The sequence below is a fragment of the Amycolatopsis sp. NBC_00355 genome, from assembly GCF_036104975.1.
GTDB lineage: Bacteria > Actinomycetota > Actinomycetes > Mycobacteriales > Pseudonocardiaceae > Amycolatopsis.
The window spans coordinates 6055384-6069007 of record NZ_CP107982.1 but is presented as its reverse complement, the minus strand read 5'-3'; the positions used below and the strand labels follow the sequence as shown (position 1 = coordinate 6069007).

Below are 13624 nucleotides of genomic sequence, written 5' to 3'. Positions count from 1 at the left end.
CGGCAAGGAGGCCTTCACGGCTTTCCCAGGCTTGAGCGGGAAGTCAGGGCGTGCCGAACCGACGCCGGGACCTGCCGGGGCCGCGCCGTGGACGGCGGGGCGGTATCCCCCGGATGGGTAGGTGGCCGATCCTCGTGGGTGGGTGGCTGGCAGTGTGCTCTACAGCCGCTGATCACCACGAGACGGGACGGACCTGCGCATGATCCTCGAGACCGAGCGGGCCGCCGTCTGCGCTTATGCCCGGCGGATGGTCGGTGACGGCCTGGTCGTCGGGACCTCGGGGAACGTCTCCGTGCGCGCCGGGGACCTCGTCGCCGTCACGCCCACCGGGGTCGCCTACTCCGCGATGACCCCCGCCGACATCCCCGTGGTGGATCTCGGCGGGGAGGTCATCGACGGCGAGCTGCAGCCGACCAGTGAGCTGCCGATGCACCTCTCGATCTACTGGGACGCGCGCGATCCGGACGACGAGCCGGTGACCGCGGTCGTGCACACGCACTCGCCGCACGCCACCGCCGTGTCGACGCTCGTGCGGGAAGTGCCGCCGATCCACTACATCGTCGCCACCATCGGCCCTTCCGTGCGCGTCGCGCGCTACGCCACCTACGGCACGCCCGAGCTCGCCTCCGCCGTTCTGGAAGCACTCGAAGGGCGCCGTGGCTGCCTGATGGCGAACCACGGCACCCTCACCTACGGCGACGGCCTCGAGGCCGCGTACCACCGCGCGCAGCAGCTCGAGTGGGCGTGCCGCGTGTGGCTGCTCGCGCAGAGCGCCGGCCGGCCGAGCCTGCTGCCGCCGCCCGAGGTGGCGAAGGTCGTCGACCGGCTGCGGGGCTACGGGCAGCGTTAAGACGCCACCGCGTCGACCGCGTGCACCGCGTCCAGCAGCTCCACGACCGTCGGGTCGTCGACCGCCTCCTGGATGCACTGCCACAGCTGCAGGTTCGCCATCGCCCAGCGCGAGTACGTCGCCGCCGCTTCGGGGTTGTAGAAGTAGTACCCCTCGTCGTGGACGTCGCACTGCTCGCCGACGATCTTGTCCGCCAGCTCCCGCAGGCTCAGGCCGTTCTCGCGCAGGTAGCGGTGCGCGAGCACCACCGGCGTCACCGGCAGCGCCTTGAACAGCGTGTCCGCGTCGCTCAACGCCTGCGCTTCCAGCGAAATGTCGCGGCCACGGGTGGCCATTTCGGCTTCGTCGACGATTTCGTCGATCCAGCGCGCGACGCCGTCGGCGACGCCGCACTCGGCGAGGAGCTCCCCGCGGAGGCCGCAGCCGGCGGCGGCCGGCGAATTGCGGAGCACCAGGTAGTTGACGTCGTGCACCAGCGCGGCCACCTCCACGACGGTGCGGTCGGCTCCGTTGTGCTGGGCGAAGCCGCCCGCCTTCGCGCGGACGAAGCTCACGTGGTGCCAGCCGTGGAACTGCAGCCGCTCGGCGTACTCCTGGCAGAGCCGGTGCACCCGGTTCTCGACGGCGCTCACGGTCACGTCGTTGATCGTGTTTTCCTGCGTGCGCATACCCTCTCCCATCCCGGCCGTGGTATTCAGACGGGTGGAGTAATGGTAAGCGTCGCTGACGCCGGTGTGTAGCTAGATTCGCTCCGCCAATTCCCCCAATCGGACCTCGACCGGAACGTGACGATGGCCGATTCCGCTGCGCGGATCGTAGGAAAGGCTGAACGTGCTCACCGGCCGTGATTTCACGAGAAACGTCATCGTGCCGCTGGCCGCCGCCGGAATCCGGTGGTATTCGTCGGCCAGCATGGTGGCGCACGCCCCGGCCTGGCACAACGTCCGGCGCCGCAGCTCTGCGGAGTCGATCAGGCCGGTGTGGGGATCGTGGGTCGTCTCGTACCTTTCGTGGAGGTAGTTGCCCCGGAGAATGGTGGTGCAGAAGTGGTACCTGTGGTTGTGCACGGAATCCGCGTACCCCTCCCGCCAGTCCTCCTGCGCCTTGTATTCGTGCAGCCAGAAGGAAAACGGGTCGGTCGGCGAATCGAGCAGGCACCAGGCGAAATGGGTCGTGGTTTCCCGGGACGAGCGCAGGAGTTTCGCGGCTTGCCTGGCCGACAGCGAGCGCAGCTGCGAACGCAGCTCGTCCCGCAGTTCCGGGTGATCGGCCCACGACCGGAACCAGGTGTCGACCACGCGCCAGTCGGTGGCGAGCGGGAACCCGGCCGTGCGCAGGCGCGTGGCCAGTTCGGTGAGCGGGGACAGGCGGGTGAGCAAGGTCAGCTCCCTAGCTCGGCGACTTCGGAGAACTCCGTGCGGAAGGCGTGGAACTTGCTTTCCAGCTCACGGAACTGCTCCTCGGACAACGGGGATCCGGTGATCTTTTCGAACAGCGCCAGGAAATCCGTCCGCGTCGTCGCGGACGTGATGCGGAAGTGGCGGCCGGTCCGGGACTGCGAGACGCGCACGAACTCGGCGCGCTCCATGTTGTAGAGGAAGGAACCCTCGGTGAACCGCAGGGACCGCGGGTACAGCTTCGTGGCGCCGCGAACGTCGCTGTAGAGCGACATCCACACGCTGTCGTCGAACATCTCGAGCCGGTCCAGCGGCGGGTCGGCGACCACGGTGATGTCGACCTGCGCGCAGCGGCTGCGCGCCAGGAAGAGGCCGACCAGCCCGATCCGGATCTCTTCGTCGAGCCGGGTCTGGATCTGTTCGTAGTCGACGTCGCCCGCTTCGCGGCGGAGCAGGTAGCGGGCCCGCCCGCTGATCGAGCTCGCGTCACGCGGATCGGCGATCACGGCACGCAGTTCGCGTTCCGTGCGGGAAAGCAGCAGGCGGGCGGCGGCGTGCCGCCCGGAGAAACCGCGGAAGAAGTACTGCCGGGTCGCGTCGAGGTCGGCCATCAGCGCGCGGTTGAACGCGGGGTCGGGATCGGTCGTCGCCTCGAACACGTCGGTGGGGAAGAACTCCTTGTTCAGCGCGCGGTATTCGGCGCTGAGGTCCTCCAGCGCGCGCCTGCTTTCTTCGATCACCGGGGTCACCAGCGCCCGCTGCGAAGCGCTGGCGGTGATCAGGCTGGTGCCGAACCCCACGATCGCGGAGATCAGGGTGCCGGTGCCCAGCGACGTCACCAGGTTCTTCCCGGTGCCGGGTTCCATCAAGCCGGCCAGCCACAAGCTGAGACCGGCGACCACGACGAGTACCGTGAGCAGCAGGCTCGTCCTGGTCCAGAAGATCTCTTGCAGTGGGGTACGGCGGAGGCGTCCGCCTTCCGCGGCCACGTGCTTCACCTCCCTCGAATCACCCGAACAGACGAATGCTTAAAGTGTCGGTTCGAGTGCGGGGAGTCACTTTACGCGCGTCGCGGGAAGCGCGAAATAAGAGATTCGGGGGACAGCTGAGGGCGTCGGACGTCACTCTCGGCAATAATTCACCGAATGGCCGGGTTTTCGGAAAACAGCGCTGAACCGGGTTCAGAGCGTCGCCGGCAGCCCGTTTTCGTACCAGCCGGCGCCCGGTTCGGCCGTCGTCAGGAAGTCCAGCACCGCCGGCGCCGGCGCGGGATGGATCTCCGGGTGATCGCGTTCGCCGCGCGCGGAGTCGACGGGCCAAGCGAGCCGTTCGACGTCGAGGGAGAACTCTCCGCCGGCCCCCGTGCGGTTGCCGCGGGCGTCGAGGCGCGACCACGTGCCGTGCAGGTACACGGCATTCAGCCCGTGCAGCGCGGAGAGCTCCTGGTAGCAGAACCCGGCCGGGATCCCTTGTGCCCTAAGCAAAGCGGCCAGCAGGTGGGACTTGGCGTAGCAGATCCCGACGCGCTCGCGCAGCACATCCGACGCCCGCCAGGTGACCCGCGGATCGGCGGCGTCGATGACGTGGTCGATCTCGTCCCGCACGAACAGGAACGCGGCTTCGGCGTAGTCGCGGCGGCCGTCCGTCAGTTGTTCCGCCTGCGCCCGGATCGCGGGGTGGTCGTGATCGACGACGGCGTCGGCCGCGAGGTAGTCGCTCAGCCGAACGGACGTGGGTGACGGCACAAAACTCATCCGGCCATCCTGACAGGCTCGGCCATTCGGGCGAGACCTGTTTTCGGTGGCGGACACGCTCCGCGTTTCCCGGTCACGGAAGGTAAAACTCGGGTGGGAAGCCCGTCCAGCGCAGCGCGGCGGGGAGATGACCTTGGTCGTTGTAGGTCAGCAGCGCGGCGGGCCGCCCCGGCACGTAGCGGATGACGGTCAGCGCCGTGTTGCCGTGGTTGAGCGCGAGCCACCGCCACGGCGGCGCGTCCTGCGAAGCGCGCACGAGCCAGGAGATGAGGTAGTTGTGCGTGACGACGAGGTCGAACCGCGCCTCGTTCCCGGGAATGGGCCCGGTGAACCGCCGTTCGGCTTCGGCGGCGAGCTCCTCGTCGGCGGGTGGCAGCTGCCGGGTGATGGCGAGCAGCCGGTCGGCGGACGTCTCGGGCAGCTCTTCCCGCTTCGGGAGGTAGGGCACGAAGTCGCCGGCCGCCTCGTCGACGTGGAGCGGCACACCGGGCAGCTGGTCGCCGATGATGGCGGCGGTGAGCGCGGCCCGCCGGAGCGGTCCGTGGTGGATGGCGGCGACGGGCAGTTCGCGCAACCGCCGTCCGAGCAGAACCGCCTGCCGCTGCCCGGCTTCGGTGAGCCCGGTCTCGTCCGGGGTCGCTTCGCCGTGCCGGGTGAGGAGGAGGTAGCGCGCCGCCAGCACGGGTCAGCCGACGGGCACGAGCGCGCCCTGGGGCCCCTGGGTCGGGACGAACTGGGCGAGCAGCCGCAGCGGCGCGGGGTGGGGGGACAGGACGATCGAGGCGAACGGCGTGATCGTGTGTTCGTGGCCGCTGTTGGTGTGCAGGTGGACGCTGACGTGCACGTTGCGGTCGGCGGGGATCTCGAAGGTGACCGAGCCCCAGGAGACCACGTACTGTCGGCCGTCGACGCTCGCTATCGGGGCGTAGGCGCGGACGGTGTGGCCCAGGTGGGGGATTTCGATGGTGAGCAGCCGTCTTGGCCCGGTGTGGTTGTCCACGTAGGGGATCACGCCGGGGATCTTGTCCAGTTCACTCGGGTCGGTCATCCCGCGCCTTTCTGACTGTTCCCCGATCATGCTGCCACGGCTGTTTGGTTCTCTGCCGTAACCCCACCGACCCGAACGCCGGATCGGCCGCTTATCGGTTCGGTGGGGAGGGCTGGTCGTGGTGCTATGGGGGCGTCCGCGTCAGAACTGGTGTTATAGGGTAGGGAGCCGCCCTTCACCTGCAGTTCCATACCTTGTTCATGCTGCCAGGCCGTCGTCAGGCCGTGCAGGGGGCTCCAGCCGGACGCCGAGCACGTTGTCGACGGCCCGGCGAGTCCGATCCTTGCTCGACGGCATGAGGTGTGCGTAGGTCCGCAGCGTGAACCCGGGGTCGCTGTGGCCGAGGTGTTCGGCGAGCGCGGTGATGGACTCGCCAGCGTCCAGCAGCGTGGAGGCGTAGAAGTGCCGCAGCGCGTGGAACCCGTCGACGCGCTTCACCCGGGCAACCTCCGCCTTCTTCAAGGCCGGCCCCACGCCCACTGGTTGTAGACCGGCCGGGACACGGCGGTCAGATCCCGTGAGTAGACGCAGTCTGGCGTGGGGAGCCGCTGGCTATCACCGGCGAGACGGACATCGAGCTGCCGCATGAGGTGCTGCACGCCGACAAGGGCATCGTGAACCGTTTCTCGGTCATCGGGCACGAGGTCAACCAGGTCGATGAACGCCTCGACATCCGCACGCCGACCGCCGAGGAAACCAAGCTTCTCGACATCCCAGCGAACCGACCGGTTGTCCAGATCACTCAAACGTTCCGCGTCGCCGACCGATTCGGCGCAGAAGACGACCTGGCAGTAGAAACCGCAGATACCCTCTTTCCTGCGGATCGTTACGAGCTTCGCTATGTGATGGATGTGCAGTAGTAGCATTGGTATCTGGCGTTGGGCGGTTTTCAAGGTCGGCCAAGGGGACGCGACCTGAAAGGTCGTCGACGTCTAGAATTTCACTGCGGCGGCAACGTGAGAGGGGGAACTCGTCGTCGCTCCAGAGTTGTGCTTCTACGCTTTTAACGGCTTCGTTGATCTTTGGATCCTTTGCGTCACGATCCGAAGGTTTGCACAGTCGGGCGAACGCCTGAGAAAGTCCATGCCAGATGTTGTACAGTTCAAAGCTGTTGAAAGAGTCGGGTTGCCCTGGCTCAATAGAGTACAGGTAGTTCGCCACTTGAGCAGGTGTTTTTTCAATTTCGCCACCCAGATTTAAGAAGTTAACCAGTTCTGGTCGTACTTCGCTGCTGCCGTCATCGTCGTCATCAAGATTGAATTCAGGAACTGATCCTGCTTTCATGATCATGTGGACGACTAGATCCAGTGGTCGCGAGGTCCAGTCTGGCGATTCAATCCTTACCTCTACAATTTCTTGGAGTGCTCGGCCAAGTGGCGAGGTGACGCGGTCATACTTTTTTCGAATTTCTGAACTTAGTGGACGAAGCCATGGATTCACTTCATCGGGAAAAGCAAATCTGCTGAAGCGTCTGCCTAGGGCGAGCCCTACGCGCCTTACCTCATTTGTATCTTTTGGGTCGACACCTTGAGCGGCTCGAAATTTTTTCAGGTGCGACTTATCGATGGTTGAAATATATTCAAGGTCGATGAATGCGTCAGCGTGATAGAACGGTAACTCGACGTATCGACTCTGCGCTCCATCACGCGCCTTTTTGGCTTCGTCTCCGGTTAGAAATTTAATTGCGGCAACCGATATGTTCGGGCGATTTTCCAGGACGATGTCGCATGCTTGTGAGACTATTGAAGCGCCGTAAGGTGTCTTGAATGTTTTCGCCCCACCGGAAATGATGTTGATCTCCTGAATGTTGACAACATCTCCTTGTCGAAGCGTGGCGCAGCTGTGGATCGGCTCAGGTGTAGGTACGGCCGACCCGTCCTTTGCTGCGGTGGCTTCGCTCTCGGTCACTCGCGCACTGCCCCCTCCGGGCCCTGTTCGTGGCTTCTGTTGATGTCGTCAGAACGTGATGCATTCCTGCTTCTAATTTCGTCATACAGACTTCGTCCATTGGATCTTGGAAGAAGCAGGTCTGCCTTTCTTTCCGTGGCCGAAGTTCCCGGCAGGCCTGAAACTAAAGAAGCAATCTCCGACAGTAGTTCAAAATTTGAACCGTTCATTTTTCCGCCTGCTGCCCAGAGATGAGCCGCCCTGCGTGAAACGCCAAATAAGCGAGCTAGTTGATCCCAGGTTAGCGCGGTACTCTTCCGGATTTCTTGAATAAGGGATGCGGGAGATTGGGTCTGTGAGGTGTCGACCTGTTCCCTTATTGTAGTTATGGTGAAGCTTGGCAAGACAATATCGTTTTGCTCGCTGAGGTGCTCAGATCGACGAGACTGCCCGTAGCCTGATGAGTATTCGAGGCCGACTAGTCGAGCGTTGGGCTCCACTGCGGTTCCACTGATCGTCGTTGCGAATAGGCTTATTCCAATTACGCCGCTCTTTACGACGGGAATCGAGACCGTTGCTGTCATACGTCCCCTCCGTACATTCGCAGAAATTCGTCGTCGATCGCCCATCGAAAGAAGCTGTAAGCTATGGAGGCCAGATCTGACGCCTTTGTCGCAAGACTTGCAGCGTCAAATTCTATTTCGCCCTCTTGGAATGCGTCTAAATCTAATATCCAGCTTCGGTTGCTGGACGGTGATATCGCTGGATCGGTAGTCGCTCCGGGAGGCAAGTGTGCTGACCGTGCAAGAAGTTGCACTTCTCCTTTCTTGTATACCGCCTCGCTGAGAGAGTGATTAAGCTCAACGCCTTTCGCGAGGGGAACAGCTCCGCCGCCCAGTGCGGCAAACTGGACATGCTCGGTAAGTTGGGAGTACTCGTCAGATTTCTCGATGCGATTAACATAGCGAAATCCAACACGTAAGGCGAATGGAATCTTGACTGCCGAATTGACGGCTTGTAGAACTTGTTCGAACCTGCCGATAAAGTCTTTGCGTGATGTGTAGCGCTTTACGTCAAGAGTAACAAAAGCTTCCGAGAGTGTCACTTTCCAGTTTTGATCCGCCGACTTAAACTGATAAATATTCCCGCTTTCTTGCTGCATGGGTCCGCGCGGGGTTATTGCAAGCTGAAACTCTTTTTCGCGAGAGTAGAGCGGGTAGTCATCCGCCAGTCGTTCACCGACGCGGGTCACCACATCGTCAATATTCAACTTGAGATGAGTAACTTCAGGCCAGCGAACCTGGGACAGCACCGTGATCAGCGGGGCGTGCGGGAGCAAGACCTCCTCGACGGGGGCCAGTTCAAGTGGTCTATCCATCGAGACTCCTCATGCTTCACAGTCTACTTCACACATGAGTGTCACTCTTACTCGTTCAAGCGCATACCGCCAGTCAGCTCAGAACTTGTCTCAGTCAGTGGTACTACGTCAGGTGTCTGTGAAGCTTTGGAACTTTCGCTGCCGAACTTGGCTCTATGGGATCAAGGGCGCGCCGGTCGCCTGGCGTAGCTCACATTGGCGACCACGCCCAAGCCCGGCGCGGCCGGCTCCGCTCCGCTCTGCCGACCAGCCGGGCGGCGGCCGCCATCTGTACAGCGGCGCAGCGCCGCCCGCCGACGGCGCGTCTGCGGCACTTAGCCAACGTCGAACCTCCCTCGGCGATGAGTCGTACACCTCGGGTCGCCGTTGGGCCGTACCTTGTTACGCCCAGTCGGAGGTAATCACCGTCCCGAAGCTTGATCGTGACAACGGCCGGTAGTGGACCCAACCGGCTACTCGACGTCTGTCAGCAGCCCTCACCGACCCGAGCGACGGCCGCTGAGGATGGCTGCTTATCGGGACGACGGGGGAGGAGTGGTCGAGGCTGCTCAGGCCGTCTCCAGGCCGTCTGAGTACGGGGTAGCGGCGAGAAGTGCGGAGAACTCGCAAGACCTGAAACCGCAGGTAGAAGGGGGTTTAGGCTACCGAAGATCCACCCACCCAGGAGCGGCCGTTAGAACTGGTAGTACAAGAACGGGCTGAACGTGCCCGTGGCTATCAGGATCGCCGCGTAGATCAGGCCCACCGTCATCACACCTATGCGCAGCGCCGTTGCCGGGCGGCTTCGGGACGACTCCAGCAGCGGGCCCGTCACCGGGTGGGCCGGGAGTACGAAGACCGCCAGCGCCGCCAGCAGCAACACCAGGCGCTGGTTGGTGAACGCCTGCTCCACCCCGGCACCCAAGCCGTCGAAGTCCGGGATCAGCATGTGGCCGATCATCGCCAGCGCGTGGCCGATGTCCTGCGAGCGGAAGAAGACCCAGCCGAAGACCACCAGGAGCATCGTCAGCGCCCTGCGCAGGTAGCGCTTGCGGGGGTCGGCCGGGTTCAGGTCCAGGCCGAAGCGGCGCTCGATCACCAAGAGCGCTCCGTGGTAGCAGCCCCACACCAGGAACGTCCATTGCGCGCCGTGCCAGAAGCCCGTCAGGACGAACACCACGCACAGGTTGCGGTACGTCTTGCCCGCTCCATGACGGTTGCCGCCCAGGGGGATGTAGACGTAGTCGCGGAACCAGCGGGACAGGCTCATGTGCCAGCGGCGCCAGAACTCCGTGATCGTCACCGACGAGTACGGCCTGGCGAAGTTCTCCGGGAGGCGGAAGCCCAGCATGCGGCCCAGGCCGATCGCCATGTCCGAATAGCCCGAGAAGTCGAAGAACAACTGGAGTGTGTAACCGATCGCGCCCAGCCACGCCGTCGCGAACGTCATCTGGTCCGGGGGGACCTTGAAGCACGCCTCGACCAGCGGGCTCAGGGAGTCCGCGATGATCGTCTTCTTGCACAGGCCCAGCGCGAACCGGGGGAAGCCCGCCGCGATGTCGTCGAGGCGGTGGGAGCGCAGCTGCGGCAGCTGGTCGGCGATCTCGCGGTAACGCACGATCGGGCCGGCGACCAGCTGCGGGAACATCGCGATGTACGCCGCGAACGACACCGGGTTGCGCAGCGCCGGCCGCTCGCCGCGGTAGATGTCGACCACGTACGAGATGTGGTGGAACGTGTAGAACGAGATGCCGATCGGCACCACCAGGCTCGCGACGGGCAGGCTGCCGCCGAACCAGTGCGAGACGGCGGCGATCTGCTGGGTCGCGAACCCGGCGTACTTCCAGATCAGCAGGACGCCGACGTCGAGCGAGACGACGGCGATGAGGATCCGCCGCCGCCGGACGCCCTGGACGTCCCACGGGCTCGCCTCCAGCAGCGGCCCGGCCATGAAGTTGACGACCATGCAGCCGAGCAGCAGGAACACGAACGGCCCGGCGCCGATCGTGTAGAACAGCAGGCTGCCGACCGCGATGATGCCGTTGCGCCAGGTCCGCGGGCACACCAGCACGGCGATGAGCACCGCCGGCATGAAGTACCACAGGAACAGTGGCGAAACGAATGACATCGGTGGTCTGGTCCCCTCGGTTTATCCGATGGTGACCTTAACCCGAGTGGGTGGTTCCCTGTCGTGAAGGTGGGGCTCAGATCCGCCCGGCGAGACGACGGCGCCGCGCGACCTCGGCCAGCAGCACACCCGCCGCCACCGACGCGTTCAACGACTCCACGCCCGCCGCCATCGGGATCGACACGGTCGCGTCGCACGTCTCGCGGACGAGACGTGACAAGCCGCGGCCTTCCGAGCCCAGCACGATGACCAGCGGGTCCGCCGCCAACTCCAGCCCGTCGATCTCGACCGAGCCGTCCGCGTCCAGGCCGACCAGCATCAGGCCCTCGTTCGCCCAGGACTTCAACTGGCGCGTGAGGTTGGTCGCGACCGCGATCGGCAGCTTCGCCGCCGTGCCCGCGCTCGTGCGCCACGCCACCGCGGTCATGCCCGCGCTGCGCCGCTCCGGCAGCAGCACGCCGTGGGCGCCGAACGCGGCCGCCGAGCGGATCACCGCGCCGAGGTTGCGCGGGTCGGTGACGCCGTCGAGCGCGACGAACAGGGGCACCTCGCCCGAGTTGCGCGCCGCCGCCATCAGGTCGTCCGGGTGGGCGTACTCGAACGGCGGGACCTGCAGGCCCAGGCCCTGGTGCACGGCCCGGTTCGTCTTGCGGTCCAGTTCCTCGCGCGGGATCTCCAGGATCGAGATGCCCTTGTCGCCGGCCAGCCGGACGGCGTCGTTCACGCGGTCGTCGATCTCGATGTTGATCGCGACGTACAGCGCGGTCGCCGGGACGTCCGCGCGCAACGCCTCGACCACCGGGTTGCGCCCGGCGATCAGTTCCGGCTTGTCGGCCTTCTTCTGCCGCGCCTGGTCGCGCTTGGTCTGGGCGTTGTTCTGGCGGTACGCCTTGTGCCCGGGACGGTCCTCCGCCTTCGGGGTCGGGCCCTTGCCTTCGAGGGCCTTGCGGCGCTGACCGCCGGAACCGACGACGGCACCCTTCTTGGTGCCCGTCTTGCGGATGGCGCCCTGGCGCCGGGAGTTGCCTGCCATGCTGAAAAGTCCTTGCGGTTATGGAGAACGGCTCAGTCGGACTTGACTGTCCACTGTGGACCGTTAGGGGTGTCCTCGACCACGATGCCCGCCTGCTGGAGGCGGTCACGGGCGGCGTCCGCGCGGGCGAAGTCCTTCTCGGCCCGGGCCTGCTGACGCGTGGCCAGCAGGTCCTTGACGAGGAAGTCCAGCGCTTCTTTGGTGGGCGTGTCGGAACCGCCCGCCTCGGACCAGCGCGCGGACAGCGGGTCGAGGCCGAGCACGTCGGTCATCGCGCGCACGGCGGCGGCGAGTTCGAGTGCCTTGGAGGTGTCGCCCGCGTCGAGGGCGGCGTTACCGTCCCGCACCGTGGTGTGGACCACGGCGAACGCCTGCGGGGTGGCCAGATCGTCGTTCAGCGCCGCGGCGAACTCCGCCGGGACCGTGCCCAGCGCCACCTCGCCCGACTGCGCGGCCCGGCGGAGGAACTGCTCGATCCGGCGGTAGCCCTGCGCGGCCTCGGAGACCGCGCCGTCGGAGTACTCGATGTTGGACCGGTAGTGCGGCTGCACCAGGTAGTACCGCAGCTCGGCCGCCCGGTAGCGCTCCAGCATCGCGGGGATCGTCACGGTGTTGCCCAGCGACTTCGACATCTTCTCGCCGGACATGGTCACCCAGGCGTTGTGCAGCCAGTTGCGGGCGAACGGGTCGCCGGCGGCGTTCGACTGCGCGCGCTCGTTTTCGTGGTGCGGGAAGACCAGGTCGATCCCGCCGCCGTGGATGTCGAACTCCGCGCCGAGGTAGGCCGTGGCCATCGCCGAGCACTCGAGGTGCCAGCCCGGCCGGCCGTCGCCCCACGGCGTCGGCCACGACGGCTCGCCGGGCTTGGCGCTCTTCCACAGCGTGAAGTCGCGCGGGTCCTGCTTGCCGCGGGTCGGCGTCTCGCCCTGCTGGACGTCCTCGAGGACCTGGCCGGACAGCTTGCCGTAGTCGTCGAACGACTTCACCGAGAAGTAGACGTCGCCGTCCACGGCGTAGGCGTGCCCCTGGTCGATCAGCCGCTGCATCAGCTCGACCATCTGGGTGACGTGCCCGGTCGCGCGCGGGTTGATCGACGGCGGGAGGCAGCCGAGCTGCTCGTAGGCCTGCTCGAAGGCGCGCTCGTGGGTCGCGGCCCACTCCCACCAGGGGCGATCCGCGGCGGCGGCCTTGGTCAGGATCTTGTCGTCGATGTCCGTGACGTTGCGGACCAGCAGCACGTCCAGTCCACTGTGGACGAGCCAGCGGCGCAGGACGTCGTAGTTCAGGGCGCCGCGGATGTGCCCGATGTGGGGGACGCCCTGCACGGTGGCACCACACACGTAGATCGACGCCGTTCCGCTACGGGCGGGCTGGAACTCCCGCACGCTCCGGGTCGCTGTGTCGAAAAGGTGTAGGGCCACCCTGAAAGGGTACGGGGTGGGCGTGAGCGAGGTCGCAGGCGCCTAGCCGGCGTCCTGCCCGACGCCGTGCGCGCTCAGCGCCGTGAGCAGGGCGTCCGGCCGCTGCGCCGTCGGCAGCGGGTCGACCAGCGCGAACTCGCAGCCGAGCGCGCGGGCCCCGCCGTCGGCCTCCTCGCTGTCGCCGACCATCAGGGTCTCGGTGGCCGGGACGCCGAGCGCCTGCACGGCCCGGCGGAAGATCTCCAGCTCCGGCTTGATCGCCCCGACCTCGAAGGACAGGACGAACTCGTCGACGTAGGCGTCCCAGCCGCGAGTGGTGAAGGCGGGCCGGATGTCGAAGGCGATGTTGCTCAGGACACCGACCTTGAGCCCCTGCTCGGACGCCGCCTTCAGCGCGGCCTCGGTGTCCGGGTACGGCGTCCACTGGCTGGGATCGATGAGCCGGTCGTACAGCGCGACGGCCTGCTCCGGGCGCGGGACGCCGGACTTCTTGAGGACCTCCAGGTACACCTTCCGGTGCAGCACGGGGTCGCGGTCGCGGTGGTGCCAGGCGTGCTGGTGGTCGGCGTCCAGCTCGACGACCTGGCCCACCGGCGCCGTCATCCGGCGCATCAGCTCGGCCTGGGCCTCGACGTCGAGCGGCGTGCCCACGTGGTCGGTCAGTTCGGTGAGCCAGGTTTCGTCCTGCTCGAGCCGGAAAAGCGTGCCGGAGTAGTCGAACAACACCGCCCTGATCGTCATGGGATTCA

General features: G+C 65.7%; 15 protein-coding genes. 2 read left to right on the top strand and 13 right to left on the bottom strand.

The window, feature by feature from the left end:
• Positions 1–199: 199 nt before the first annotated feature.
• The gene (locus OHS18_RS27225) at positions 200–850 is read left to right on the top strand and encodes a class II aldolase/adducin family protein (protein WP_328612846.1); all 651 of its coding nucleotides are present in this window, start codon (positions 200–202) and stop codon (positions 848–850) included.
• Here the strand turns inward: OHS18_RS27225 and OHS18_RS27220 are convergent.
• The 8 genes from OHS18_RS27220 to OHS18_RS27185 all read right to left on the bottom strand — a co-directional run bounded on the left by OHS18_RS27220 (position 847) and on the right by OHS18_RS27185 (position 5795).
• Complete coding sequence (locus tag OHS18_RS27220; RefSeq protein ID WP_328612845.1) at positions 847–1518, bottom strand: HD family phosphohydrolase; 672 nt, start codon at positions 1516–1518, stop codon at positions 847–849. The two genes, OHS18_RS27225 and OHS18_RS27220, sit on opposite strands and share 4 nt — an antisense overlap.
• A 72-nt stretch (positions 1519–1590) precedes the next feature.
• Positions 1591–2229, bottom strand: coding sequence for a hypothetical protein (locus OHS18_RS27215; RefSeq protein ID WP_328612844.1), 639 nt, complete (start codon positions 2227–2229; stop codon positions 1591–1593).
• Between the two features lie 2 nt (positions 2230–2231).
• Positions 2232–3245 (bottom strand): hypothetical protein, encoded by a 1014-nt coding sequence (locus OHS18_RS27210; RefSeq protein WP_328447876.1) that lies wholly within the window; start codon positions 3243–3245, stop codon positions 2232–2234.
• 183 nt (positions 3246–3428) lie between these two features.
• Positions 3429–4001 carry a transglutaminase-like domain-containing protein gene (locus tag OHS18_RS27205; protein WP_328612843.1) on the bottom strand — a complete coding sequence of 191 codons (573 nt, stop codon included), beginning with the start codon at positions 3999–4001 and terminating at the stop codon, positions 3429–3431.
• Between the two features lie 73 nt (positions 4002–4074).
• Positions 4075–4683, bottom strand: coding sequence for a histidine phosphatase family protein (locus OHS18_RS27200; RefSeq protein ID WP_328447879.1), 609 nt, complete (start codon positions 4681–4683; stop codon positions 4075–4077).
• 3 nt (positions 4684–4686) lie between these two features.
• Positions 4687–5049: a hypothetical protein gene (locus OHS18_RS27195; RefSeq protein WP_328447881.1), complete on the bottom strand. Its 363-nt coding sequence runs from the start codon at positions 5047–5049 to the stop codon at positions 4687–4689.
• Between the two features lie 198 nt (positions 5050–5247).
• Positions 5248–5487 (bottom strand): tyrosine-type recombinase/integrase, encoded by a 240-nt coding sequence (locus tag OHS18_RS27190; RefSeq protein WP_328612842.1) that lies wholly within the window; start codon positions 5485–5487, stop codon positions 5248–5250.
• A 20-nt stretch (positions 5488–5507) separates the two neighbouring features.
• Positions 5508–5795 (bottom strand): hypothetical protein, encoded by a 288-nt coding sequence (locus OHS18_RS27185; protein ID WP_328612841.1) that lies wholly within the window; start codon positions 5793–5795, stop codon positions 5508–5510.
• On the opposite strand from OHS18_RS27185, the gene OHS18_RS48595 reads away from it, so the two are divergent.
• Positions 5721–5909, top strand: a complete 189-nt coding sequence (locus OHS18_RS48595; RefSeq protein WP_442875429.1) for a hypothetical protein — start codon at positions 5721–5723, stop codon at positions 5907–5909. The genes OHS18_RS27185 and OHS18_RS48595 overlap by 75 nt on opposite strands.
• Positions 5910–7516: 1607 nt before the next feature.
• On the opposite strand, the gene OHS18_RS27175 is transcribed toward OHS18_RS48595, so the two are convergent.
• The 5 genes from OHS18_RS27175 to OHS18_RS27155 form a co-directional block, all read right to left on the bottom strand.
• Positions 7517–8314 carry a TIGR04255 family protein gene (locus OHS18_RS27175; RefSeq protein WP_328612839.1) on the bottom strand — a complete coding sequence of 266 codons (798 nt, stop codon included), beginning with the start codon at positions 8312–8314 and terminating at the stop codon, positions 7517–7519.
• A 673-nt stretch (positions 8315–8987) separates the two neighbouring features.
• Positions 8988–10421 (bottom strand): MBOAT family O-acyltransferase, encoded by a 1434-nt coding sequence (locus OHS18_RS27170; protein WP_328447883.1) that lies wholly within the window; start codon positions 10419–10421, stop codon positions 8988–8990.
• Positions 10422–10497: 76 nt separating this feature from the next.
• On the bottom strand, positions 10498–11454 hold the full coding sequence (gene rlmB / locus OHS18_RS27165) for a 23S rRNA (guanosine(2251)-2'-O)-methyltransferase RlmB (RefSeq protein WP_247058755.1): 957 nt from the start codon (positions 11452–11454) through the stop codon (positions 10498–10500).
• A 32-nt stretch (positions 11455–11486) separates the two neighbouring features.
• Complete coding sequence (cysS, locus tag OHS18_RS27160; protein ID WP_328612838.1) at positions 11487–12875, bottom strand: cysteine--tRNA ligase; 1389 nt, start codon at positions 12873–12875, stop codon at positions 11487–11489.
• Positions 12876–12917: 42 nt separating this feature from the next.
• Positions 12918–13616, bottom strand: a complete 699-nt coding sequence (locus tag OHS18_RS27155; protein WP_328612837.1) for an HAD family hydrolase — start codon at positions 13614–13616, stop codon at positions 12918–12920.
• Between the last annotated feature and the right edge of the window lie 8 nt (positions 13617–13624).

Excerpts from the sequence above, each read along its gene's own strand:
- OHS18_RS27225 (WP_328612846.1), top strand. The coding sequence starts at position 200 with ATGATCCTCGAGACCGAGCGGGCCGCCGTCTGCGCTTATGCCCGGCGG.
- OHS18_RS27220 (WP_328612845.1), bottom strand. The coding sequence starts at position 1,518 with ATGCGCACGCAGGAAAACACGATCAACGACGTGACCGTGAGCGCCGTC.
- OHS18_RS27205 (WP_328612843.1), bottom strand. The coding sequence starts at position 4,001 with ATGAGTTTTGTGCCGTCACCCACGTCCGTTCGGCTGAGCGACTACCTC.
- OHS18_RS27195 (WP_328447881.1), bottom strand. The coding sequence starts at position 5,049 with ATGACCGACCCGAGTGAACTGGACAAGATCCCCGGCGTGATCCCCTAC.
- OHS18_RS27175 (WP_328612839.1), bottom strand. The coding sequence starts at position 8,314 with ATGGATAGACCACTTGAACTGGCCCCCGTCGAGGAGGTCTTGCTCCCG.
- OHS18_RS27170 (WP_328447883.1), bottom strand. The coding sequence starts at position 10,421 with ATGTCATTCGTTTCGCCACTGTTCCTGTGGTACTTCATGCCGGCGGTG.
- rlmB (WP_247058755.1), bottom strand. The coding sequence starts at position 11,454 with ATGGCAGGCAACTCCCGGCGCCAGGGCGCCATCCGCAAGACGGGCACC.
- OHS18_RS27155 (WP_328612837.1), bottom strand. The coding sequence starts at position 13,616 with ATGACGATCAGGGCGGTGTTGTTCGACTACTCCGGCACGCTTTTCCGG.